The organism is Mesorhizobium sp. 113-3-9 (genome assembly GCF_016756515.1).
GTDB lineage: Bacteria > Pseudomonadota > Alphaproteobacteria > Rhizobiales > Rhizobiaceae > Mesorhizobium.
On the sequence record NZ_AP023246.1, the window covers coordinates 2,282,491 to 2,303,449 of the forward strand.

Genomic DNA, 20,959 nt, shown 5'->3' on the forward strand with positions numbered 1-20,959 from the left:
GCGAGTATCCGGCGCGCGAAACCGGCCGAGGCACGTCATCTCTAGGTCACCAAAGAAGGAGACATCGATATGACGACGCAGAGGAATGCGCTGGTCACCGGCGCCAACAAGGGTATCGGCCTCGAGACCGCTCGCCGGCTGGCGACAAAAGGGTTCAAGGTCTGGCTCGGCGCCCGCGATGCCGGGCGCGGGGAGGCCGCGGCGAAGGCGCTGCGCAACGACGGGCTCGACGTCGAATGGCTCGAGCTGGACGTCGCCAGCGACGACAGCGTGGCGGCCGCGGCCAAGGCCCTGACAGCACAGCTATCCAGCCTCGACGCGCTGGTAAACAATGCCGGCATTGCCCCCGGCTATGTCGACGCGCTGGGACCGGACGGCCGCTACGAACGGCCCCCGAGCCGCGAGGATGTCGCCGATATGAAGGCCACCTATGACGTCAACGTCTTCGGCCCGGTTCGCGTCACCCAGGCATTCCTGCCGCTGCTCTTGGCATCGCCCGCCGCCCGCATCGTCATGGTCAGCAGCTCTCTCGGCTCGATCGCGCGCGCCGCCGGCAACAGTCAGTCGCCCAATGTCATGGGTTATGGCAGCTCGAAAACAGCGCTCAATGCCATCACCGTGGCCTTCGCCCGGGAGCTCTCGCCGCGCGGCATCATGGTCAACGCCGCCGCTCCGGGCTACACCGCGACGGACCTCAATGCGCATAGCGGCGGGCGTACGGTGCAGCAGGCTGCCGGGATCATCGTGCAATTGGCGACGCTGCAGGCGGGCGGGCCCACCGGTGGGTATTTCGATGAGAACGGTCCGCTGCCCTGGTGATCGGTTATTTCCTGAGCTTGCTCGCTTCACGTGCAAGCGCTTCGATCTCGTCCCACTTGCCCGCCTTGACCATGTCGTCGGGCGCGACCCAGGAGCCGCCGACGCAGATGACATTGGGCAGGCTGAGATAATCGGCGGCATTCTTGCCGGTGATGCCGCCGGTCGGGCAGAATTTGACGTCGGCGAGCGGCGAGGCGAAGGCCTTCAGCGAAGCGATGCCGCCGGACTGCTCGGCCGGGAAGAATTTCAGGAAGCGCAGGCCAGCCTCGCGCGCGGCCATGATCTCGCCGGGCGTGATGGCGCCGGGCAGCAACGGGACGGCGCTGTCTTTCGCCGCGGCCAGAAGCTGGCTGGTGATGCCGGGGCTGACAATGAATTTCGATCCAGCCGCCGCCGCTTCACCGAACTGGCGGGCGTCGAGAATGGTGCCGGCGCCGACAATGGCGTCCTCGACTTCGGCCGCAACGCGGCGGATCGCTTCCAACGCATCGGCGGTCCTCAGAGTGATCTCGATCGCCGGCAGGCCGCCACGTGCCAGGGCGCGGGCCAGCGGCACCGCATCGGCAACATTGGCGATCTTCAGCACCGGTATGACCGGCTGGCCATTGAGGAGCGACAGGAGTTGTTCGGTCTTGCTGGGCATCTGTCTCTCCGTATCCTAAGCGCGTCGCATGAATCCGTCTCGGCGTAGCGCGCTCCTGGTTCATTTCAACCGATTAGCAGACGGGTGTTTGCCTGTCCACGAAACCGGTCGCGTCGCGATGTCACGCGCTGTCGGACAGCTTATCGGCTCTTCCCCGACAGGGCCATGACAGGCGCCAAAGCCCGTTTCACCTTGAAACAGCATTTACGAGCGTCTAGTTGCTCTGGCAATGACACCGTCCACACCATCCCACCCCGTCCGCGTCGCCGCGCTCTACCGGTTTGCCCGGCTCGATGCCTTTGACGAACTGCGCGCGCCGCTCGCCGCCTTCTGCTGCGGCCGGGGCATCAAGGGCACGCTGCTCCTGGCGCATGAAGGCATCAACGGCACGGTCGCGGGCAGCGAAGCAGCGATCGCCGAACTGATCGATCATATCGAAGCCATCGACGGGCTGGCGGGCCTCGAGGTCAAGTATAGCGGCGCCGCGGAAATGCCCTTCCACCGCATGAAGGTGCGGCTGAAGCGCGAGATCGTCACCATGGGCATCGAGACCATCGACCCGGCGACGAGCGCCGGCACCTATGTGGCACCGGCGGATTGGAACGCGCTGATTTCCGAGCCCGACACGATCGTCATCGACACGCGCAACGCCTACGAGGTTTCGATCGGCACCTTCAAGGGCGCGGTCGATCCGGCGACCGCGAGCTTTCGCGAATTCCCGGCCTGGGTGGAAGCGCATCGAGCCGAGCTCGAAGGCCGCAAGGTGGCGATGTTCTGCACCGGCGGCATTCGCTGCGAAAAGGCGACGGCCTATGTCAAGTCGCTCGGCTTCGAGGACGTGTTCCACCTCAAGGGCGGCATTCTCAAATATCTCGAGGAGGTTCCGGCCGAGCAGAGCCTTTGGCAAGGCGAGTGCTTCGTCTTCGACGAGCGGGTTTCCGTTTCGCACGGCCTCGCCGAGGGAGACGCCGAACTCTGCCGTGCTTGCCGCCATCCGCTGACGGCAAGCGAGCTGGCGTCGCCGAAATATGCGGCCGGTGTCTCGTGCCCGCATTGCTTCGATGCCCGGTCGGACGAGGACCGTCAGCGTTATGCCGAGCGCCAGCGGCAGGTCGAGCTTGCCGAGGTGCGGGGCAAGGGGCCGCATATCGGGTCCTGAATGAGGCTCCGGAGCCGCGGCAAAGCGGCGGCCTGTCATTGCAATGTCAAGTCCCGGGACCTACGTCTTCGGCGTTCGAAACCTGCCCGTTCGGCCGGGCACATGCTGGAGGCACTGAATGTTCGATCCCAAGAAGCTTCTCGACGATCTGCTCGGCTCGCAAATTCCCGGCACCAGCGGCACCGTCCGCGACAAGGCTGGCCAGGCCGTGCAGATGGCCAAGGACAATCCGCTTGCGGCCGGCGCGCTCGCGGCCGTGCTGCTTGGAACCGGCGCCGGTCGTCAGGTGACAGGCACGGCGGTAAGGCTCGGTGGCCTGGCCGCGATCGGCGGTCTCGCCTACAAGGCCTACCAGAACTACAAGGCCGGCAATGCTCCGGAGCAGGCGCCCGCGGCCGGCGAACCGGAATTGCTGCCGCCGCCCAAGGACACCGCCTTCCACCCTTCGCAGGCGCCGCAAGGCGAGGATGAGTTCACGCTGACGCTGGTCCGCGCGATGATCTCGGCGGCCAAGGCCGACGGCCATGTCGACGACGAGGAGCGCAAGAAGATCGCCGGCAAGCTCAGCCTTGCGGGGATCGGCACCGATGCCGAGAAATTCCTGATGGCGGAGCTGGAAAGCCCGCTCGACCTCGACACGCTGGTCGCGGGTGCCCAGACCGACGCGCAGAAGCTCGAACTCTACACCGCATCGCGGCTCACCATCGATCCCGATACACGCGCCGAGCGCGGCTATCTCGACCTGCTGGCCGGCCGGCTCGGTTTGCCGGACGCGCTGGTCGACCATGTCGAGGCGACGGTTTCGGCGGCCAAGGTTCCGGCTGGCAAGGCAGGCACCTCGCCCAACCCGCGCTGGTAGGCCAAAACGGCACAGAGAGCCGTTTACCTTTCGTTAACTCAGGAAGCGCATGATTCTACATAGTCGGATCGGCTTTTCCTCCTCCCAAGCCCGGTTCAGATCAGGGCGGTCGCCAATGACCGCCCTTTTTGTCGGCCCCTGCCGGGCTTTCTCCGAAAACGGATTCCACTTTTTCAAGGGCATGCCCTGGCGGCCGCGCTTGCCATCGCTGCCGTCATTTGCGATGCCTTCTGCCGAGCAAAATCCCTGAAAATCAGGCACGCGCGGCGCGGCCGGAGGATATCTGTCATGACCGAGCAAAAAACCGCCATCGTCACCGGCGCCGGGACGGGTATCGGCAAGAGCGTTGCCACGGCGCTGCTCAAGACCGGCTGGAACACCGTGTTCTGCGGACGCCGCAAGTCGGTGCTGGATGCCGCCATCGCCGAGGCCGGCCGGACCGAGGCCAGGGCTTTGGCGGTCGCCTGCGACATCAGCAAGGCCGGCGAGGTCGACGATCTGTTCGAGACGGTGGCGGAGGCCTTCGGCCGTGTCGACCTGCTCTTCAACAATGCCGGCATGGGTTACAAGTCGACGCCGATCGACGAGATCCCGGTCGAGGTCTGGAATGATATCGTCGGCGTCAATCTCACCGGTTCGTTCCTGTGCGCCCGCGCCGCCTTCGGCGCCATGCGCAAGCAGCGGCCGATGGGCGGCCGCATCATCAACAACGGCTCTGTGTCAGCCTATGCGCCGCGCCCGGGCTCGGTGCCCTATACGGCGACCAAGCATGCCATCACAGGACTGACGAAGACGCTGGCGCTCGACGGGCGACCCTATGACGTCGCTTGCGGCCAGATCGACATCGGCAACGCGCTGACCGACATGGCGCAGCCGATGACCGTCGGCGTGCCGCAGGCCAACGGCTCCATCGCCGCCGAAGCGGTGATGGACGTCCAGCGCGTCGCCGACGCCGTCGTGCACATGGCGAGCCTGCCGCTCGACGCCAATGTGCTGTTCATGACCGTGATGGCGACCAAGATGCCGTTCGTCGGGCGTGGTTGAGCGGCGGGCACCGGCAGGGCTTTCGCCGCTTCATTTTCCCGCCAGCGGTACGCCGGGCTTGAAGAGCAGAATGGGCCTGATCTCGTAGACGGCGGTCGGATTGACGCGGCGAAGGTCGCGGGCGATGGCGATTGCCTCGTCCCGCGTGGCGCAGTCGACGACATAGAGGCCGAGCAACTGTTCCTTGGTTTCGGCGAACGGGCCGTCGATGATCACGCCGTCGCCAGGGCCGCGCAAGGTGCAGGCATCCTGTGTCGCTCCCAGACGCGCGGACGGTCCAAGCGTGCCTTCCTCATGAAGCCGGGTGTTGATCTTGAACAGCTCGGCCATCAGCGCCGCATCTTCTTGCGGCGTCAGCGCCTTGATTGCGTCTTCCACGTGATAGGCAAGGATTGCATAAAACATCTAGGGCATCCCGGTTCGATCCTGATCTCAGGACCGTAACCGTTCCCGACATGGACGCACAGTCTTGGCCGTGAGCCTCCGGACGGATCATGACATCGACATGGCGGCCGGCCGCAAACCATCCGAAAATGGCTCCGGCCTGCTTTGAGGCCTACTTGGCCAGGAACGCCCCGATCCGCTCCAGCGCGCGCAAGATGTTCTCCTCGGAATTGGCGTAGGAGAGCCTGACATAGCCTTCGCCGAGAATGCCGAAATCGGGGCCGCCGATCAGCGCCACGCCGGCGTCGTCGAGCAAAGCGGAGGCGAGCTTCTTTGCCTTCCAGCCGGTCTTCGACACGTTGGGGAAGGCGTAGAATGCGCCCTTGGGCGTGATGCAGGAAATGTTTGGCAGAGCGTTCAGTCCCTCGACCACGACCTTCCTGCGGCGGTCGAAGGCGCGCATCATGGTGTCGACGTCGTCCTGCGGGCTGTCGATGGCGGCGATGCCGGCGAACTGGCTCGGCGCGTTGACGCAGGACCAGCAATTGACCGCCAGCTTGCGCACCTTGTCGTAGAGATGCGCGCCCTTGTCGCCGTTCGGCCAGATCGACCAGCCCATGCGCCACCCGGTCATCGCCCATGTCTTGGACCAGCCATTGAGCACGATCAGCCGATCGCGGATCTCGGGATAGCCGAGCAGCGAGCAATGCGTCTCGCCGTCATAGGTCATGACGTCGTAGATCTCGTCGGAGAGGATCGCGACATCAGGATGCTTCTCCAGTCCCTTGACCAGCTTTTCGATCTCGGCACGCGGCGTGACGCCGCCGGTCGGGTTGGCCGGCGAGTTGAGGATCAAGAGCCTGGTCTTCGGGGTGATCAGCGCCAGCGTTTCTTCCGCCGAGAAGGCAAAGCCGTTTTCCTCGCGCATCGGCACGGGAATGGGGGCGGCACCGGTGAATTCGATCATCGAGCGGTAAATGGGAAAACCGGGATCCGGATAGAGGATCTCCGCGCCGGGTTCGCCGAACATCAGGATGGCGGCGAACATGGTCGGCTTGCCGCCGGGCAGGATCATCACCGTCTCGGGCGAGACCTCGACGCCCGTGGTGGTCAGCGTGCGGCGAACCACCGCTTCGCGCGTTGCCAGAAGCCCGTTGGCGGGTGTGTAGCCGTGATGGCCGTCACGCAGTGCCTTGATCGCAGCCTCGACGATATGCTGTGGCGTCTTGAAGTCCGGCTGGCCGATGCCGAGATTGACGATGTCGCGGCCCTGTTGGGTAAGTGCGGTCGCCCTCGCGAGCACCGCGAAGGCATTTTCCTCGCCGAGACGGTCGAAGGCCGAAATCGTGTGGAGCATTTTTCCCGTCCATGTGGTTCTTGCTGTGAGGTCGTGTTTTTGTGAGCTTCGGCCCGCAAAAGTCAAACGGATTGGAGTCTTCGGTGTCGGAAAATCTCGCGAATTGGCAGCCACGCCCGCGTCCGGAGCGCAAGGCGATCGACGGTCGCTATGTCCGGCTTGAACCGCTGAGCGCCGCAAGGCACGGTGATGGGCTCTATGAGGCGTCTTCCGTGTCCGATGTCGACGGCCGCTTCGCCTGGCTGCCCGACTATCCGCCGGAAACCCGCGCAGCCTTCCAGCCATGGCTGGATAAGGTCGAGGCCAGCGAGGACCCGCTGTTCTTTGCCGTCATCGACAAGGCCAGCGGCAAGGTCGCCGGACGCCAGACATTGATGCGCATCGATCCCGCTTACGGGGTCATCGAGATCGGCAACATCTATTGGGGGCCGCTGATCTCGCGCAAGCCGGGCGCGACGGAAGCGCAGTTCCTGTTCATGAAATACGTCTTCGACGATCTTGGCTATCGCCGCTACGAATGGAAATGCAACAACCGCAACGAACCGTCGAAGCGCGCCGCGGAGCGGTTCGGCTTCAAGTTCGAGGGCATTTTCCGCCAGCACCTCATCGTCAAGGGTGAAAACCGCGACACCGCATGGTATTCGATCATCGACAAGGAATGGCCGGCCCTTCGCAAGGCCTATGAGGCGTGGCTCGATCCGGCCAATTTCGATGGCGACGGCCAGCAGAAGCGGCGGCTCGAGGATTTTCGCTCGGCGTTCGGGGCGTGAGCTGATTTCGGGGCTCAACGGGAGTTTGCCATTTGGCGCATACCCATTCCCACGACCACGGCGGCCATGATCATGGCGGTGCCGGTCACGTGCATGGCTCTACCGACAAGAAGCGTGTGCTGGTCGCGGCCTGCCTGACGGCAGGGTTCATGGTGGCGGAAGCGCTTGGCGGCCTCTTCACCGGGTCGCTGGCGCTGCTGGCCGATGCCGGCCACATGCTTGCCGACGCCATCGCGCTTGGCCTTGCCTGGTATGCCTTCCATCTTGCGGGGCGGCCGGCGACCGGCCAACTCACCTACGGTTTCGGCCGGGTCAAGACCCTGGTGGCCTACACCAACGGCATCGCCATCTTCGTCATCGCGCTGTGGATCGTCTACGAGGCATGGAGGCGCCTGCAAATGCCTGCGCCGGTGCTGGGCGGCCCAATGCTGGTGGTGGCGATCCTTGGCCTCCTGGTCAATATCGCCTCCTTCCTGGTGCTGCATGGCGGCGACCGCGAGAGCCTCAACATGCGCGGCGCCATCCTGCATGTAATGGGCGACCTGCTCGGCTCGGCGGCGGCAATCGTGGCGGCATTGGTGATCCTGGCGACCGGCTGGACGCCGATCGACCCGATCCTGTCGGTGCTGGTCTCGCTGCTGATCCTGTCGACGGCATGGTCGCTGATGCGCGCCGCAGCGCACGTGCTGCTGGAGGGCGTGCCGCCAAGCCTCGACCGGGATCTCATCGCCAGTGATCTCGCGGTAACGGTGAAAGGCGTGCGCGAAGTGCACCATATGCATATCTGGTCCATCGACGGCTCAAGCAACATGGCCACACTGCATGCCTGCCTCGACGAGGGCGTCGACGCGCATCAGGCGGTCAGCACCATAAAGAAGCGGCTTGCCAGCGAGCACGGCATCAGCCATGCCACCGTGGAACCGGAATTCGGCCAATGCGCCGACGAGGGCGATGACCACGATCATGGGCACGATGCGGCCCCGCATCACGACCACCACCACTAGGTTCGATCCGTTGATATCGATCGGCCTTGCCTCAGGAGTTCCATAGCTTTGAAAGCCAGCCCGACGAACGCCTGCTGTCCCGGTGCAGCATGATGGACCGCGACACCAGGAACGCGGCTATTGCCGCGCTGTGGATCATGCTTCTGTTCGGCATCGCGGCCTTCTACCTGCCGACTGTGATGCTGGCACTCGGCAGTTTTTCGACCGTGCTGGCCGGCATCTTCGGCATCGTTTTCGTGCTGGCGTTTTTCCTCGTGTTCTGGCTGCGCGCGCGCAGCCAGCGCAAAAATCAGGGCAAGTAAGGGATATCTGACATGCGCATTCTGATCACCGGCGCCGCGGGCATGGTCGGCCGCAAGCTCATCGCCAGGCTGGCCAAGGACGGCACGCTGCGCGGCAAAAAGATCACCGCGCTCGATTTGCATGACATCGTGCCACCGCAGGCCCCGGCCATGGATGGCGTGAGCATCGACACCCATACCGGCGACCTTGCAGAAGCGGGCGCCGCCGAGAGCTTGGTGGCGTCGCGGCCGGATGTCATTTTCCATCTCGCCGGCATCGTGTCGGGCGAGGCGGAATCGAATTTCGATCTTGGCTACCGCGTCAATCTCGACGGTACGCGCGCCCTGTTCGATGCCGTCCGCCTGGCGGGTTTTGCGCCGCGCGTCGTCTTTACCTCGTCGATCGCGGTGTTCGGCGCGCCGTTCCCGGATGTCATCCCCGATGAGTTCCATCCGACGCCGCTGACCTCCTATGGAACGCAGAAGCAGATGAGCGAGGCGCTGCTGGCCGATTATTCCAGGCGCGGCTTCTTCGACGGTATCGGGATCCGGCTGCCGACGATCTGCGTGCGGCCCGGCAAGCCGAACAAGGCGGCCTCTGGCTTCTTCTCCGGCATCATCCGCGAGCCGTTGAGTGGCCAGGAGGCGATCCTGCCGGTGCCGCGCTCGGTCGTGCACACCCATGCCAGCCCGCGCTCGGCGGTGAACTTCCTGATCCATGCGGCCGAGATCGACGGTGCCGCCGTCGGGCCGCGCCGCAACCTTACGATGCCTGGCGTCGCCGTTACCGTCGGCGAGCAGATCGAGGCGCTGGAGCGCATCGCCGGGCCGAAGACGGCAGGCCTGATCCGCGAGGTGCCAGACGAGACGATCTGGGCGATCGTCAAGGGTTGGCCGACCCGCTTCGAGGCAAGACGCTCACGAGAACTCGGCTTCAGCGCCGAGAAGAGTTTTGACGAGATCATTCGCGCGCATATCGAGGATGAACTGGGCGGCAAGGTGTATTGATATTCAGGTGATGCCGGCCTGCGAACGGCTGATACCTGCGCTTCCCCGTTCTACTGCGTCGCAGTAGAACTGTGCTCACGTACTTTGAGTACGCTCCGCTCCGGTTCTCGGTACCAACCGTTCTCGGCACGGCCTGACCTGAATCTCAACACACCCTTCGGGTGCTACTGGTCAAACGCTGCCGGTTAAGCTCGCCGACAAAAGCAGCAATCCGAACAGGAAGACAAAGGCGGCGCCGCCGATCTCGACGATCGAGTGGATGCGGTTGCCCATGCGGCCGTCGCCGGCGAAATACACCGCCCAGTTCTTGGCGGTCACGGCAAGCGTCGCCAACGCCGAGACGGTGATGGCGGTGCCCAGCGACATGGCCAGCACCGACAGCAGGCCGCCCAGCCAGAGCCCGTTGAGCAGCGCGAAGCTGAGCACGATCAGCGCGCCGGAGCAGGGGCGGATGCCGACTGCCGCCACCGCCGACCAGGCGGTGCGCCAGTCGAAGCGATCGCCCGACAGCAGCGCCGGATCGGGCGCATGCGAGTGGCCGCAGGTTTCGCAGACCTCGCCCGCCGCATGGTCGTGATGTCCATGATCGTGTGTGCCGTGATCATGATGGTGGTCATCCGCGCCATGGCCGTGATGGTCGTGCGAATGGTCATGAACATGGTTGTGATCGTCATGCACCTGCAGCGCGTGCGAACGGGCATGCGCCGAATGGCTGTGCGCGGCATGCGAATGGCCGGCGTGGGAATGACCGGCATGCGAATGGCCGGCATGGGAGTGGCTCCCATGGGAATGGCCCGCATGAGCCGCGGAAAGACTGTAGGCAGGTGCTCGGCCGAACAGGCGCAGGATGGAAGGGCCGAGCTTGCGCCACAACAGCCAGGCGCCGAACAGGGTAACCAGGGCAAAGCTCATGATCTCCATGAACCAGGCCGCGTCTGTCATCGAGATGGTGGTGCCGCGCAGGACGAAATAGGCGAGCAGCATGACCACGATCGCCGTCAGGCCCTGCAGCAGGGCCGAGACGAAGGACAACAGGATGCCGCGCCGCAGCGCCACTTCATTGGCGACCATGTAGGACGAGATCACCGCCTTGCCGTGGCCGGGGCCGGCGGCATGGAAAATGCCATAGGCGAAGGACAGGCCGATCAGGATCCAGATTTTGCTGCCATCCTGGCGCATAGCCTTCATGGCGCCGGCAAGAGCGCGGTAGAATTCCTGCTGCCGCAGGTTGATCCACATCAGGATGTGGGCGAACGGACCGGTGGTCGGCGCCATACCGTCATTGACGCCGATGCCGAGTGAACTCTGGGCGTGCGCGGCGTTGGCGAAATGCATCGCGGCAAAGGTGAGGGCCAACAGGCCGAATGCCAAACGCAGGGACGGTTTCGTCACCGGCTTCATCCTTCTGGCTGACAGGTCAGTTCGAGCTTGGTGGCAAAGATCTTGCTCATGTCGGTGCCTGTCGGGTCGTTGAAGAAGGCATCCGTCAGTGTCTTCTGGTTTTCCTTGATGGCCTCATCCGGATCCGGACGGATCACCTTGCTGGTGCAATTCGACGGCAGGCCCTCGACCGTGATGTTGGAATCCTCGGTGAAGTCGATCGCCGTGTAGAAAGTCGGATCATAGACGCCGATGTCGATCGTGCCGGTCAGCTTGATCGGCGCCTTGGGTTCGGACTCGAACAGGATGATCAGCTGGTCGTTGTCGAAATTGGCCATCAGGTGTGGAGGCGGCACCATCGTCACGTCCTTGCCGTTCTGCGTGACGAGCTGGAAATAGTTGAATTCGGCCAGAGAGGCATGGACGGTGTCGGCGACATCCTTCAGCTCCTTGTCGTCAAGCTTCAGGTCCGAGTTTTTGTCGAACTCCATCATGACAGTACTCGAAAACAGGTCGTCGAAGCGCCAGAGATGGCGCAGCGCTTTCACACTTTGGTGATCCGGGGACAGGATCACATCGAGCCGCGCCTCGGCGAAGACGTGCGGATGCACGTAAGCCGGTCCCGTGGCGGCAAAGGTCGCCACCAAGGCCGAAGCCAGTGTGATTGCGTGCCGCTTGAGATGCATTCCCGGTCGCGATTCCCTTGGCTTTGGAGAGGAACCGAAGGTCACCAGAAAGGGGGCGAAATTGGGACCGCCAGTGCGTGTCACCCAAAAGTGCGCAGCGGTTTTGGGACGATGACACGCACCAAGCTCAAAGCGTGTCAGCCAAAAGTGCGCAGCGGTCTTGAGGTAACGACGGGCACGCTGCGAGAATTCGAGGCCGCTCACGCGATCTCACGCGTCCTGAACCACTGCACCAGGAAGTCGACGAAAACGCGGACCTTGGCCGGCAGATAGCGGCGGTGCGGGTAGACGGCGAAGATGCCGCCGCCCGACAGGATTCGGTCATCGAGCGCCGTCACCAGCTGGCCGCTCTTGAGATCGGGAGCGGCGATGAAATCCGGCAAGATGCAAAAGCCAAGTCCGGAAATGGCGGCGGCCCGCGCCGCCATCGGGCTGTTGACCTCGATCGGACCCGACACCGCGACGCTCAGCTGATCGTTGTTGTCGCCCTTGAACGGCCAGTTGTTCAGCCCGCGGCCATTGGTGTCGACGATGCAGGGCATGTGGCCGAGATCCTGCGGCCGCGTCGGCATGCCATGCTTGGCGATCAGTTCGGGAGAGGCGCAGAGTTTTATCGAGAATGGCGCCAGCCGCCTGGCGATCAGCGACGAATTCTCCAGGCGCGAGATGCGCACCGCGAGGTCGAAGCCTTCCTCGACCAGGTCGACGAAGCGGTCGTCGAGCTGGATGTCGAGCACGATGTCGGGGTGCTGCTTGGCGAAGTCGATCAGCGACTGGCCGATCGGCGCATCGGCGAAAGTGCGCGGCGCCGACAATTTGATCCTGCCGCGCACGTCGCCGGAGGATTCGCGCACGGCGTCCGCCAGGCTGTCGACCTCGCGCACGATCTCCGAGGCGCGCCGGTAGTAGGTGTGGCCGGCCTCGGTCATCGAGAACTGGCGCGTGGTGCGGTTGAGCAGCAGCGCGCCGAGTTCGTCTTCCAGTTCGCGCACATATTTCGACAGCAACGCCTTGGAGCGGCCGATCTTGCGCGCCGCCGCCGAAAAGCCCTCGGCCTCGACGACGTCGATGAAGGCGCGCATGCGGGTCAGTGTGTCCATGGTTCAGGCCCTCTTTGCTGCGTCGAGAAGTTTTCGGCCGAGCCGTATCAGGGCAACGTCGCTGCCGGAAGGGCCAAGCAGCGACAGGCCGAACGGTGCGCCGGCGACAGAGCCGATGGGCAAGGTGATCTGTGGAAAGCCTGAGAGCCCGGCCAGACACAGAAGATGCAGGGCTCGCTCGCGATAGGCCTGGAACTGCTCCGGCGTCGAGTCGACATAGGGCGCCGGGCCCGGCACCGTCGGCAGGACGAGGAAGCCGTCCTTGCCGAGCAGGGCGCTCAGTTCGCCGCGAAAGGTCAGCCGGCGCACCTTCTCGGCCTGCGCTGTCCGGTCGTCGACGGCGCGGCCGAAGCCGAAGCGCTCCTCGACGCCGGGGCCAAGGTCGCGTTCGCCGCTGGTGATCCATTCGCCATGCACGCCCCAGGCTTCCTTGGCCTGCAGGCGGCGAAAGCACCAGTAGAGTTCATCCGGGGAAGAGGAGAAGTACGTTGTCGGCGTCGCCAGTGCACCGAAAACCGCGCTCGCCAGTGCCTTCATCCTGGCATATTCGGCTAGCGCAGGGCGCGCCACCATCTCGTCCAGCCAGGTGAGCGACAGCGGGCGGTCCAGCGAATGCAGGTGAGGGTCGCGGCCAAGCAGCAGTTTGCCGACGGTCTCATAGGTCTCGATGTCGTCGGCGAACCAGCCGAATGTGTCGAAGCTTGGCGCCAGCTTCATCGTGCCATCGAGCGAAATGCGGCCATGCGTGGTGCGCAGCCCGATCAGCCCGCAAAAACTCGCCGGCGCACGGATCGAGCCGCCGGTGTCGGAGCCGGTGGCAATGTCGGCCAGCCTGCCCGCCACCGCCGATGCCGACCCCGACGAGGAGCCGCCGGTGACGCGGTCGGGGGCCGCGGGATTCACCGGAAACGGAAAATGCGCGTTCTGGCCGAACAGCGCGAAGGCAAGCTCGTCGGTCTGGGTCTTGCCGGCGAAGCGTGCTCCGGCCTCGAGAATCGTCTGCACGGCGGGCGCCGTGCGCGAGGCGGCCTGGCCCTCGGCGAACTTCCGCAAATTGCCACAGCCGGTGCGGTAGCCGGCAACATCGTAGATGTCCTTGACGGCCAGCCGCAGGCCGGCGAGCGGGCCGAGTTCGGCGTGCGCCACCGGCATCTGGCGAAGATCGAGGAAGGCGTTGTAGGGGCCGTGCGTGCCTGTCATCGTTCGATATCCGGATACGGTTTTCCCAACATTGTTCGATGCCAGAAATTTTACAACCTGCGATACGATTTTTATTGATTGTGAAACCCTTCGCTCCTATATCGCGCTTGCCCAAAGTCGCACGTGCCTGTGGGTGTCCGCCGATCCTCGAATGGTGAGGGAAATCGGTAAGGTAACTGGAGCTAACCCCTCCAGTCGGTTTAGCGGCCAACCGCCAGACCGAGGACACCTTGAAGCAACGACGGTGCGGGCCTTTCTGGTTCTCTGCCGGTTGTCCAAAGACCGGGGTTACTGAAGAGGCACACCTTCATTGCCGGCAGTGCGGAACGGGGTTCTCCCAATCCAAGCCAAGGCAGACAAAGCGAACCGAAGCCGGGCAAGGCTAGGTTCATCGCCGCGAGACGGCGTTTCATGGTTCCGGGGTCTCCACCGGCTGGTTCCATGGAATTTTCGTCCCGCCTTTGTTTGACCGCGTGTTCGCGAGGCCGACAGCCCGCGTCCGCACCCTTGTGCGCGCCGAAAGGCGTGATGGAGAAACCCGATGGCTACTCAGCGCATCCTCGACTTCCTCGCCACCCGACGTCCGTCCGGCCCCTGCCTCGTCGTCGACCTCGATGTCGTGCGCGACAATTTCCGCGCCTTCGAGAAGGCGCTGCCCGATTCCAAGATCTACTATGCGGTGAAAGCAAACCCGGCGCCGGAAATCCTGCGCCTCCTTGCTGCGATGGGCTCGTCCTTCGACACCGCTTCCGTTGCCGAAGTCGAGATGGCGATGGACGCGGGTGCGCCCGCGGACCGCATCTCCTTCGGCAACACCATCAAGAAGGAGCGTGACATCGCACGCGCCTACCAGCTCGGCATCCGCCTGTTCGCGGTCGACTGCGTCGAAGAGGTCGAGAAGATCGCCCGCGTCGCTCCCGGCGCGCGCGTGTTCTGCCGCGTGCTGACCGACGGCGAAGGCGCCGAGTGGCCGCTGTCGCGCAAGTTCGGCTGCGTGCCTGCCATGGCCGTCGACGTGCTGCGTCATGCCAAGGGCCTTGGTCTCGATGCCTATGGCGTGTCGTTCCACGTCGGCTCGCAGCAGACCGACCTGACCGCCTGGGACCGCGCGCTGGCCGACGCCAAAAAGGTGTTCGCCACGCTCGCCGAGGAAGGCATCGTCTTGAAGATGGTCAATATGGGCGGCGGTTTCCCGACCCGTTACCTCAAGGACGTGCCGGTGGCACAGGCCTACGGCCAGGCGATCTTCTCGGCGCTGCGCAAGCATTTCGGCAACGCGCTGCCCGAGACCATCATCGAGCCGGGTCGCGGCATGGTCGGCAATGCCGGTGTCATCAAGTCGGAAGTCGTGCTGATCTCCAAGAAGGCGGACAATGACAATGTGCGCTGGGTGTTCCTCGACATCGGCAAATTCGGCGGCCTCGCCGAGACCATGGACGAGGCGATCCGCTACCCCCTCGTCACCCGCCATGACGGCTCGGAGACCGCGCCTTGCGTGCTCGCCGGCCCGACCTGCGATTCGGCCGATGTGATGTACGAGAAGACGCCATATCCGCTGCCCTTGTCGCTGACCATCGGCGACGAGGTGCTGATCGAAGGCACCGGCGCCTACACGACCACCTACTCGGCGGTCGCGTTCAACGGCTTCGAGCCTCTCCGATCCTACGTGATCTGACGGCGCTTTCTCAGCGCATTTTCGAACGGCGAACCGGTCACAACTTCGCCTGAAAATGCGCTGAGAGCCGGTCGGATCATCCCAGGTGGGCGCTTGTCGTCCACCCGGGTCTCGCTTGTGGAACAGATCTCCGCTCGTGAAGGATTGCGGAAATGGAAATGTCAGTTGAAATCGTAGCTCATGCGCCGGCCTTCTCCATGGTCGCCGAAACCGCCGCCGACATGGCTATGCGCGAAGCCTTGCTCGATCGTGCCATGGGGCCGATGCGGCGGAAAAAATCGTCGGAGAAGCTGCGGCGTGGCCGTCGGCCCTCGGAAGGCCTGGCCTTCGTCGCGCGCGATGCGTCGGGCGGCGTGGTCGGCACGGTGCGGCTGTGGGACGTCGCGCTGGGCGAGGGCGGTCCGTCAGCGCTGCTGCTTGGCCCGCTCGCCGTCGATCCGTCGCTCAAGAATGCAGGCATCGGCTCGGCGCTGATGCGGCATGCCGTGGCCGAAGCAGCGCGTCTCGGTCACGCGGCGATCCTGCTGGTTGGTGATGCGCCCTACTATGGACGTTTCGGCTTCTCGGCCGCCAGGACCGGTTCGCTCGCCATGCCGGGACCTTATGAGCGGCACCGCCTTCTGGCGCTGGAGCTGGTGGACGGCGCGCTCGACGGCGCGCACGGCACGCTGAAGGCTTCCGGCCGCAAGCTGAAGGCGCCGGCGCCGACAATGGCAGCCTAAGCGCCAAGTCCGCTTAAAACAAAACGCCGCCTGAAAAAGGCGGCGTTTTTCGTGGGCCATGAGCCCATCGCTGCAATGGAGTCGGCTCAGCCGATCAACTGGCTGAGCGCCATGGCGACGGTCATGTCGCCTTCGACTTTGATCTTGCCGGTCATGAACGCCATGGTCGGGTTCAGATCACCGGCGATCAGCGAGTCGAGATCGTCGAGCGAGAGCTTGATGGTGCAGTCGGTCGGGGCATCGGTGTTCGAGACGGTCGCGCCGTCGATGACGATGACGCCGTCGCTGCCGGTGTCGAATTTCACGGAACGATCGAATCCGCTGCTGGCCACGCGCGACTTGATCTTCTCGGCAATCTCCTGAACGCTCACGCTGTTCTCCCTGTCTGGTTGCATCTATCGCGCAGGGCATTTCGGTCCGGCTGAAGCCCACGCAGCACTTCGCGATCATGGTCGCTGGCGCATATAGCTTTGGATTGACGTTTACGTCAACGCGGATTGCGGAGACTGGTTCCTATCGCCGCACCGGGTGAAGTGTCGGGACCAGCCATGCCGGCCAGTGCCGCTCAATGCGCGCTGGCCGGCTTGGCCGCCTCGGGCGCCGTGGTGCCGGCATCCTGCCGGCGGCGCAGCCAGTTGTCGCGGATCTCGTCCTTGCTCAGGAAATTGACCTGGTCGATCAGAACCTCATGCACGAGGGTTGAGCCGACGCGGGTGTTGACGGTGTCGCGGATCGCGGCGCGGAAGGCGTCGAGGTCTATCGCCTCCTTCTTGCCGAAGTCGATCTGGGGGTGTGCGTAGAGATAGCTGTAGACCTCGTCGGTGATCAGCGCCTCGGCCGGAATCGACAGTTTCTTTATCTGCTCCGGCTCGACGGTGTAGACGAGCTTGGCCAGGAAGTAGCCGTCGATCCTGGAATCGTGGATCAGCGGCACCGAAATGATGTCGGTCTTGACGTAATCCAGCCCGCCCAGCATCGGCTTGGGTTTCTCGCCGACGCCGCGGTCGCCCGCGGCCTGGAACGAATAGAAGACCGCGCCGAGCGTGGCGGCGCAGACCCAGACCGCGATGGCGATGACCTTTATCATTCGGAACTCGAGCCCGGCATCACCGCGCTCTAGAGCCTGTTCCATCCCGATTCAATCGGGATGGGGCTCTATCTCTTTGTTTGAGCATGACCTTTTCCAAAAACCGGCATCCACTTTTCGGAATCATGCTCTAGCCCTTCATCCGGCCGAACTCGCCGGCGGAGTAGGTGCCGTCGGTTTCGGCGCGCTGGATGGCGCTGCGCAACAGGTTGGCGACCTCGTTGACGGCGCTCAGATGCGCCAGGATCGCCGCCTCGTTCTTCACCAGTTTCTGGCGCAGCCGGGTCAGGCCCTCGCGGTGCTGTTCGAGGAACTCGGCTTCGCTGCCGCCCTTCATGGCGCGGGTCAGTTCGTAGAGATAGCGGCTCTTGCGGGCGTTGGAGGCCTTGAGGTCATAGCCGGTATCGCTGCGGATGCCGGCGGTCTCTTCCTCGACCACCTCCTCGATGCGGCCAATGATGGCGGCAAGGTTTCCAGGCCGCGCGAATGGGATCGGAGCCTCCGGCGCGGTCGTGCGCGCTGGCAGGTTGGCGGTGAATTCGGAAGAGTCGGCCATGGTGTTTCCCAGTCTAGATCTTGGTGTCTGTTTTTATGGTTGTCTCGTCGCCGGTCATCGACCTTGCGGCCTTGCGCTGCAATTCCTGGACGAGCGAGGTGGACAGACGGGTTTGCTGATCGATCTCGGTCTTTTCCGGTCCATTTGAAACCGGGCCGATCGGCACCTTGCGCTTGCCGTCGAGATAGTGGTCGGCGAGCAGCGACTTGGCGATGCCGATGCCGCCGCGCTCGGCCATGACGTCGGCGACGCGCTCGGCCAGCTGCGATTTCCACATGTCGCCGGCAAGACCGGTGCCGTAGACGCCCTCGGTGTCCTTGGGCAGCATGTTCTGGATGAAGGTTTGCAGGACCATCGCCTCGAACTTCTTGAATTTCTTGGCCGGATCGGTTCCGGCCGCATGCTCGGCGGTGGCGCGTGACAGGATCGAGCCGGCATCGACCGACGCGGCGGTCTCGACCGAGAACGTGCCGGCAGCGCCGGCCGCACGCTTCGTCAGCGCGGCACGGGCAGCCTCGATGTCCGCTGGCTCCGCGGCTCGGGCGACATCCATAACGATGTCGCTGGGTGGAGAAATCGCCAAGAAGGTCCGCCTTTTTGCCAGGTTTCCTTGGCCAGACCATGCCTCAACAAGCTTGTGGCAGGCTTGCCGGTTTGCATTTTGCCGTTCGGCCGCGATGCGCGTCCGGCAAAACTGCAAGGGCGCGAGAAACTTGCCACCGTGTCGACCCGTAACTCACCCAACAGATCACAGTGATCGTGCAGGGCCATATTGTGACGTTTGCAATCTTGTTTATCGGTGTCGGCATTTGCGTTTTTCTCGCCATGTCGGTCGCCTGGGTGGTTGCGATTAGAAGCGGCAAGTCCGGCTGGGTGGATGCGATCTGGTCGTTTGCGGTGGGCGCCGCCGGCATCGCCATGGCGATTGTTCCATTGCCCGGCTGGCAGCACGCGTCGACAAGGCCGCCGATCGTCGCCCTGCTCGCGGCGATCTGGTCGATCCGGCTTGGCCTGCATATAGTCGTCAGGACCCTGAACGGTGGTGACGATCCGCGTTACGCGCAACTGCGCAGCGAATGGGGTGGGGATTTTCCGCGCCGGCTGTTCTGGTTTCTGCAAGTGCAGGCCTGCGCTGCCTTGCTGCTCTCACTTTCGATCTTCGCTGCCGCCCGCAATCCGGTACCGCAACTGCAAATCGGCGACTGGCTAGGCATCGTCATTTTGGTGATTGCCATCCTTGGCGAAGGCGTGGCCGACCGCCAGCTCGCACGGTTTCGCGAAAACCCGGCAAACAAAGGGAAAGTCTGTGACGCCGGGCTTTGGGGACTTTCGCGCCATCCCAACTACTTCTTCGAGTGGTTCGGCTGGCTGGCCTATGTCGTGATCGCACTGGATTTGACCGGCGCCTACGCATGGGGCTGGGTGGCAGTGTCCGGCCCGCTCTTCATGTACTGGCTCCTGGTCCATGTGTCCGGCATCCCGCCGCTCGAAGCGCACATGCTGAAATCACGTGGCGACACGTTCCGTGCCTATCAGGCGCGCGTCAACGCATTCTGGCCAGGTCCGCCCCGCCATACCTCTCCCCAAACTTCGAAAGGTCAGCCGTCATGAGCCTCATCGCATCCGCCATATGCACGGTCGAACGCAACCGGTTTCCTGACCCCGTGACCCGGACGGGGATTGATTTTCTGGTCGGACGCACCCGCCGAAACCTGCTGGAGAGCCCCGCCAAGCATGAGCAGGCCTTCGTCCATGCCATGGCCGATCATCCGATTGCCGAGCACACAGACGCTGCCAACGAGCAGCATTACGAATTGCCGCCGGCTTTCTTTGGTCTGGTTCTCGGGCCGCGGCGCAAGTACTCCTCATGCTTCTACCAGCGTGGTGACGAGACCTTGGAGCGGGCCGAGGTGCTTGCTCTGGAGGAGACCGTCGCGCACGCCGATCTGGGAGATGGCCAGGACATCCTGGAACTCGGCTGCGGCTGGGGTTCGCTGACGCTGTTCATGGGAGAGCGTTTTCCCGCCGCCAAGGTCACCGCAGTCTCCAACTCTGCCCCCCAAAGGGCATATATCGAAGCGCAGGCCCGGGAGAAGGGCCTCGCGAACATCCGCGTCATAACCGCCGACATGAACAGCTTTCATCCGAACGGCATATTCGACCGGATCGTTTCGGTCGAGATGTTCGAGCATATGTCGAATTGGCAAAAGCTGCTCGAACGCGTGCATTCCTGGCTGACGCGGGAAGGGCGGCTCTTCATCCATGTCTTCACCCACAAGAGCCGGTCCTACCGTTTCGACCATCGCGACAAGTCCGACTGGATCGCACAGCACTTTTTCACGGGCGGCATCATGCCGAGCCACGAACTGATCCGGCATTTCCCAGCACTGTTCGAGGTCGAGCAGGAATGGCGATGGAATGGGCGCAACTACCAGCGCACCGCAAACCAGTGGCTTGCCAATCTCGACGCCAACCTGCCCGAGATCGACCTTATCCTCGCTCAGGTCTACGGCAAGGACGCCTTGATCTGGCGCCGGCGCTGGCGTCTGTTCTTCCTCGCGACCGCCGGGTTGTTCGGACATGCGAACGGCGAGGAATGGGGCGTCAGCCACTATCGCCTGCGGGCGGCCAAGTAGATTGGCAACGCCGGCCCGATCGGGAGTGCTGGGGGCAGGCTGGCAGGCGGCGAAGGCCTACTTCGCCGATGACGATCCTCTCGTTGCCGCCGCCAATCTGGTCGCGCTTGTCGTGCTGTGGAACCAGCCCTTCTATCCGCTCTATGTCTACTGGGCGGTCGGTCCCGACATTGCGCCGACCTTCTACACATTCATCTCGACGCCGTTCTTCCTCGCGGTGCCGGCTGTTGGGCGCATCAACGCCCGGGCCGGCCGTGCGCTGCTGCCGCTCGCCGGGATAGGCAATACGGTGCTGAGCGCCAAGGTGTTCGGCGTCGCCTCCGGCGTGGAGGTTTTTCTGCTCCCTTGCGTGCTGCTCGGCTTCGTGCTGTTCCGACCGAGTGAACGGATCATTGCGATCGCCATAGCGGTCGTCGGTATGCTGGCCTTCACGGTCCTGCATGGGCGCTACGGCGCACCCATCCACCTCTATTCGATCGAGGAATATGCGGGTTTTCTGAAAATGAACGCACTTAGCGCCGGCACGCTTACAGCCTTCATCGGTCTTCTCGTGATGAACCTGATTGGCCTCTCGGCCAAGCACTGACGG

25 protein-coding genes are annotated in these 20,959 nt (G+C 63.8%); 13 read left to right on the forward strand and 12 right to left on the reverse strand.

Annotation, left to right across the window (positions count from 1 at the left end; all coding sequences use genetic code 11):
* The first annotated feature begins 69 nt into the window (after positions 1-69).
* Positions 70-819, forward strand: a complete 750-nt coding sequence (locus MesoLj_RS10985; protein ID WP_202325997.1) for an SDR family NAD(P)-dependent oxidoreductase — start codon at positions 70-72, stop codon at positions 817-819.
* Positions 820-823: 4 nt separating this feature from the next.
* On the opposite strand, the gene MesoLj_RS10990 is transcribed toward MesoLj_RS10985, so the two are convergent.
* Complete coding sequence (locus MesoLj_RS10990) at positions 824-1,462, reverse strand: 2-dehydro-3-deoxy-phosphogluconate aldolase (protein ID WP_202325998.1); 639 nt, start codon at positions 1,460-1,462, stop codon at positions 824-826.
* A 229-nt stretch (positions 1,463-1,691) separates the two neighbouring features.
* Between MesoLj_RS10990 and trhO the strand changes: the two genes are divergently transcribed.
* Both trhO and MesoLj_RS11000 read left to right on the forward strand, forming a co-directional pair.
* A complete protein-coding gene (gene trhO, locus MesoLj_RS10995) occupies positions 1,692-2,621 on the forward strand; it encodes an oxygen-dependent tRNA uridine(34) hydroxylase TrhO (RefSeq protein ID WP_202325999.1) in 930 nt (309 codons plus the stop codon).
* 118 nt (positions 2,622-2,739) lie between these two features.
* On the forward strand, positions 2,740-3,480 hold the full coding sequence (locus MesoLj_RS11000) for a tellurite resistance TerB family protein (RefSeq protein ID WP_202326000.1): 741 nt from the start codon (positions 2,740-2,742) through the stop codon (positions 3,478-3,480).
* A 33-nt stretch (positions 3,481-3,513) separates the two neighbouring features.
* Here MesoLj_RS11000 and MesoLj_RS11005 read toward each other — a convergent pair whose 3' ends face one another.
* Positions 3,514-3,780: a hypothetical protein gene (locus tag MesoLj_RS11005; RefSeq protein WP_202326001.1), complete on the reverse strand. Its 267-nt coding sequence runs from the start codon at positions 3,778-3,780 to the stop codon at positions 3,514-3,516.
* Between MesoLj_RS11005 and MesoLj_RS11010 the strand changes: the two genes are divergently transcribed.
* On the forward strand, positions 3,769-4,524 hold the full coding sequence (locus MesoLj_RS11010) for an SDR family oxidoreductase (RefSeq protein ID WP_202326002.1): 756 nt from the start codon (positions 3,769-3,771) through the stop codon (positions 4,522-4,524). The two genes, MesoLj_RS11005 and MesoLj_RS11010, sit on opposite strands and share 12 nt — an antisense overlap.
* A gap of 30 nt (positions 4,525-4,554) precedes the next feature.
* Here the strand turns inward: MesoLj_RS11010 and MesoLj_RS11015 are convergent, their stop codons facing one another.
* Entirely contained in the window at positions 4,555-4,929 is a 375-nt protein-coding gene (locus MesoLj_RS11015) for a YciI family protein (protein ID WP_202326003.1), read from the reverse strand.
* 151 nt (positions 4,930-5,080) lie between these two features.
* A complete protein-coding gene (locus tag MesoLj_RS11020; RefSeq protein WP_202326004.1) occupies positions 5,081-6,265 on the reverse strand; it encodes a pyridoxal phosphate-dependent aminotransferase in 1,185 nt (394 codons plus the stop codon).
* A gap of 83 nt (positions 6,266-6,348) precedes the next feature.
* Between MesoLj_RS11020 and MesoLj_RS11025 the strand changes: the two genes are divergently transcribed.
* The 4 genes from MesoLj_RS11025 (at position 6,349) to denD (ending at position 9,328) form a co-directional block, all read left to right on the forward strand.
* Positions 6,349-7,035, forward strand: coding sequence for a GNAT family N-acetyltransferase (locus MesoLj_RS11025; protein ID WP_202326005.1), 687 nt, complete (start codon positions 6,349-6,351; stop codon positions 7,033-7,035).
* A gap of 32 nt (positions 7,036-7,067) precedes the next feature.
* Positions 7,068-8,039, forward strand: a complete 972-nt coding sequence (locus MesoLj_RS11030; RefSeq protein WP_202326006.1) for a cation diffusion facilitator family transporter — start codon at positions 7,068-7,070, stop codon at positions 8,037-8,039.
* 89 nt (positions 8,040-8,128) lie between these two features.
* Complete coding sequence (locus tag MesoLj_RS11035) at positions 8,129-8,341, forward strand: hypothetical protein (protein WP_140772773.1); 213 nt, start codon at positions 8,129-8,131, stop codon at positions 8,339-8,341.
* A 12-nt stretch (positions 8,342-8,353) separates the two neighbouring features.
* Complete coding sequence (gene denD / locus MesoLj_RS11040) at positions 8,354-9,328, forward strand: D-erythronate dehydrogenase (RefSeq protein ID WP_202326007.1); 975 nt, start codon at positions 8,354-8,356, stop codon at positions 9,326-9,328.
* A 171-nt stretch (positions 9,329-9,499) separates the two neighbouring features.
* Here the strand turns inward: denD and MesoLj_RS11045 are convergent, their stop codons facing one another.
* From MesoLj_RS11045 to MesoLj_RS11060, 4 genes are all read right to left on the reverse strand, one after another.
* Positions 9,500-10,729 carry a nickel/cobalt transporter gene (locus tag MesoLj_RS11045; protein ID WP_202326008.1) on the reverse strand — a complete coding sequence of 410 codons (1,230 nt, stop codon included), beginning with the start codon at positions 10,727-10,729 and terminating at the stop codon, positions 9,500-9,502.
* On the reverse strand, positions 10,726-11,394 hold the full coding sequence (locus MesoLj_RS11050; protein WP_140771796.1) for a DUF1007 family protein: 669 nt from the start codon (positions 11,392-11,394) through the stop codon (positions 10,726-10,728). The genes MesoLj_RS11045 and MesoLj_RS11050 overlap by 4 nt, the downstream gene beginning before the upstream one ends.
* A 200-nt stretch (positions 11,395-11,594) precedes the next feature.
* Positions 11,595-12,494 (reverse strand): LysR family transcriptional regulator, encoded by a 900-nt coding sequence (locus tag MesoLj_RS11055; protein ID WP_140771795.1) that lies wholly within the window; start codon positions 12,492-12,494, stop codon positions 11,595-11,597.
* A 3-nt stretch (positions 12,495-12,497) separates the two neighbouring features.
* Positions 12,498-13,694, reverse strand: a complete 1,197-nt coding sequence (locus MesoLj_RS11060) for an amidase (RefSeq protein WP_202326009.1) — start codon at positions 13,692-13,694, stop codon at positions 12,498-12,500.
* A gap of 541 nt (positions 13,695-14,235) precedes the next feature.
* Here MesoLj_RS11060 and odc2 point away from each other — a divergent pair.
* Both odc2 and MesoLj_RS11070 read left to right on the forward strand, forming a co-directional pair.
* Entirely contained in the window at positions 14,236-15,369 is a 1,134-nt protein-coding gene (odc2, locus tag MesoLj_RS11065) for an ornithine/lysine decarboxylase (protein ID WP_056578400.1), read from the forward strand.
* A 152-nt stretch (positions 15,370-15,521) separates the two neighbouring features.
* Positions 15,522-16,091, forward strand: coding sequence for a GNAT family N-acetyltransferase (locus tag MesoLj_RS11070; protein WP_202326010.1), 570 nt, complete (start codon positions 15,522-15,524; stop codon positions 16,089-16,091).
* An 86-nt stretch (positions 16,092-16,177) separates the two neighbouring features.
* Here MesoLj_RS11070 and MesoLj_RS11075 read toward each other — a convergent pair whose 3' ends face one another.
* The 4 genes from MesoLj_RS11075 to MesoLj_RS11090 form a co-directional block, all read right to left on the reverse strand.
* Positions 16,178-16,462: an SCP2 sterol-binding domain-containing protein gene (locus MesoLj_RS11075; RefSeq protein WP_013529756.1), complete on the reverse strand. Its 285-nt coding sequence runs from the start codon at positions 16,460-16,462 to the stop codon at positions 16,178-16,180.
* Between the two features lie 194 nt (positions 16,463-16,656).
* Positions 16,657-17,178 carry a hypothetical protein gene (locus tag MesoLj_RS11080; RefSeq protein WP_140771792.1) on the reverse strand — a complete coding sequence of 174 codons (522 nt, stop codon included), beginning with the start codon at positions 17,176-17,178 and terminating at the stop codon, positions 16,657-16,659.
* A 130-nt stretch (positions 17,179-17,308) separates the two neighbouring features.
* On the reverse strand, positions 17,309-17,734 hold the full coding sequence (locus MesoLj_RS11085) for a hypothetical protein (protein ID WP_140771791.1): 426 nt from the start codon (positions 17,732-17,734) through the stop codon (positions 17,309-17,311).
* Positions 17,735-17,747: 13 nt separating this feature from the next.
* On the reverse strand, positions 17,748-18,317 hold the full coding sequence (locus MesoLj_RS11090; protein ID WP_202326011.1) for a rod-binding protein: 570 nt from the start codon (positions 18,315-18,317) through the stop codon (positions 17,748-17,750).
* Between the two features lie 242 nt (positions 18,318-18,559).
* Between MesoLj_RS11090 and MesoLj_RS11095 the strand changes: the two genes are divergently transcribed.
* From MesoLj_RS11095 to MesoLj_RS11105, 3 genes are read left to right on the forward strand one after another with little or no spacing between them, the layout of a single operon-like run.
* Positions 18,560-19,345, forward strand: a complete 786-nt coding sequence (locus MesoLj_RS11095) for a DUF1295 domain-containing protein (RefSeq protein WP_202327243.1) — start codon at positions 18,560-18,562, stop codon at positions 19,343-19,345.
* Positions 19,342-20,370, forward strand: a complete 1,029-nt coding sequence (locus MesoLj_RS11100) for an SAM-dependent methyltransferase (protein WP_202326012.1) — start codon at positions 19,342-19,344, stop codon at positions 20,368-20,370. Before MesoLj_RS11095 ends, MesoLj_RS11100 begins: the two co-directional genes overlap by 4 nt.
* Position 20,371: 1 nt before the next feature.
* A complete protein-coding gene (locus tag MesoLj_RS11105; protein WP_244735345.1) occupies positions 20,372-20,956 on the forward strand; it encodes a hypothetical protein in 585 nt (194 codons plus the stop codon).
* The last annotated feature ends 3 nt before the right edge of the window (positions 20,957-20,959 follow it).

What these genes read in the sequence shown, in the direction of transcription:
- MesoLj_RS10985 (WP_202325997.1), top strand. Translation starts at nt 70, where the DNA reads ATGACGACGCAGAGGAATGCGCTGGTCACCGGCGCCAACAAGGGTATC.
- MesoLj_RS10990 (WP_202325998.1), bottom strand. Translation starts at nt 1,462, where the DNA reads ATGCCCAGCAAGACCGAACAACTCCTGTCGCTCCTCAATGGCCAGCCG.
- trhO (WP_202325999.1), top strand. Translation starts at nt 1,692, where the DNA reads ATGACACCGTCCACACCATCCCACCCCGTCCGCGTCGCCGCGCTCTAC.
- MesoLj_RS11000 (WP_202326000.1), top strand. Translation starts at nt 2,740, where the DNA reads ATGTTCGATCCCAAGAAGCTTCTCGACGATCTGCTCGGCTCGCAAATT.
- MesoLj_RS11010 (WP_202326002.1), top strand. Translation starts at nt 3,769, where the DNA reads ATGACCGAGCAAAAAACCGCCATCGTCACCGGCGCCGGGACGGGTATC.
- MesoLj_RS11015 (WP_202326003.1), bottom strand. Translation starts at nt 4,929, where the DNA reads ATGTTTTATGCAATCCTTGCCTATCACGTGGAAGACGCAATCAAGGCG.
- MesoLj_RS11020 (WP_202326004.1), bottom strand. Translation starts at nt 6,265, where the DNA reads ATGCTCCACACGATTTCGGCCTTCGACCGTCTCGGCGAGGAAAATGCC.
- MesoLj_RS11035 (WP_140772773.1), top strand. Translation starts at nt 8,129, where the DNA reads ATGATGGACCGCGACACCAGGAACGCGGCTATTGCCGCGCTGTGGATC.
- denD (WP_202326007.1), top strand. Translation starts at nt 8,354, where the DNA reads ATGCGCATTCTGATCACCGGCGCCGCGGGCATGGTCGGCCGCAAGCTC.
- MesoLj_RS11045 (WP_202326008.1), bottom strand. Translation starts at nt 10,729, where the DNA reads ATGAAGCCGGTGACGAAACCGTCCCTGCGTTTGGCATTCGGCCTGTTG.
- MesoLj_RS11050 (WP_140771796.1), bottom strand. Translation starts at nt 11,394, where the DNA reads ATGCATCTCAAGCGGCACGCAATCACACTGGCTTCGGCCTTGGTGGCG.
- MesoLj_RS11055 (WP_140771795.1), bottom strand. Translation starts at nt 12,494, where the DNA reads ATGGACACACTGACCCGCATGCGCGCCTTCATCGACGTCGTCGAGGCC.
- MesoLj_RS11060 (WP_202326009.1), bottom strand. Translation starts at nt 13,694, where the DNA reads ATGACAGGCACGCACGGCCCCTACAACGCCTTCCTCGATCTTCGCCAG.
- odc2 (WP_056578400.1), top strand. Translation starts at nt 14,236, where the DNA reads ATGGCTACTCAGCGCATCCTCGACTTCCTCGCCACCCGACGTCCGTCC.
- MesoLj_RS11070 (WP_202326010.1), top strand. Translation starts at nt 15,522, where the DNA reads ATGGAAATGTCAGTTGAAATCGTAGCTCATGCGCCGGCCTTCTCCATG.
- MesoLj_RS11080 (WP_140771792.1), bottom strand. Translation starts at nt 17,178, where the DNA reads ATGATAAAGGTCATCGCCATCGCGGTCTGGGTCTGCGCCGCCACGCTC.
- MesoLj_RS11085 (WP_140771791.1), bottom strand. Translation starts at nt 17,734, where the DNA reads ATGGCCGACTCTTCCGAATTCACCGCCAACCTGCCAGCGCGCACGACC.
- MesoLj_RS11095 (WP_202327243.1), top strand. Translation starts at nt 18,560, where the DNA reads ATGTCGGTCGCCTGGGTGGTTGCGATTAGAAGCGGCAAGTCCGGCTGG.
- MesoLj_RS11100 (WP_202326012.1), top strand. Translation starts at nt 19,342, where the DNA reads ATGAGCCTCATCGCATCCGCCATATGCACGGTCGAACGCAACCGGTTT.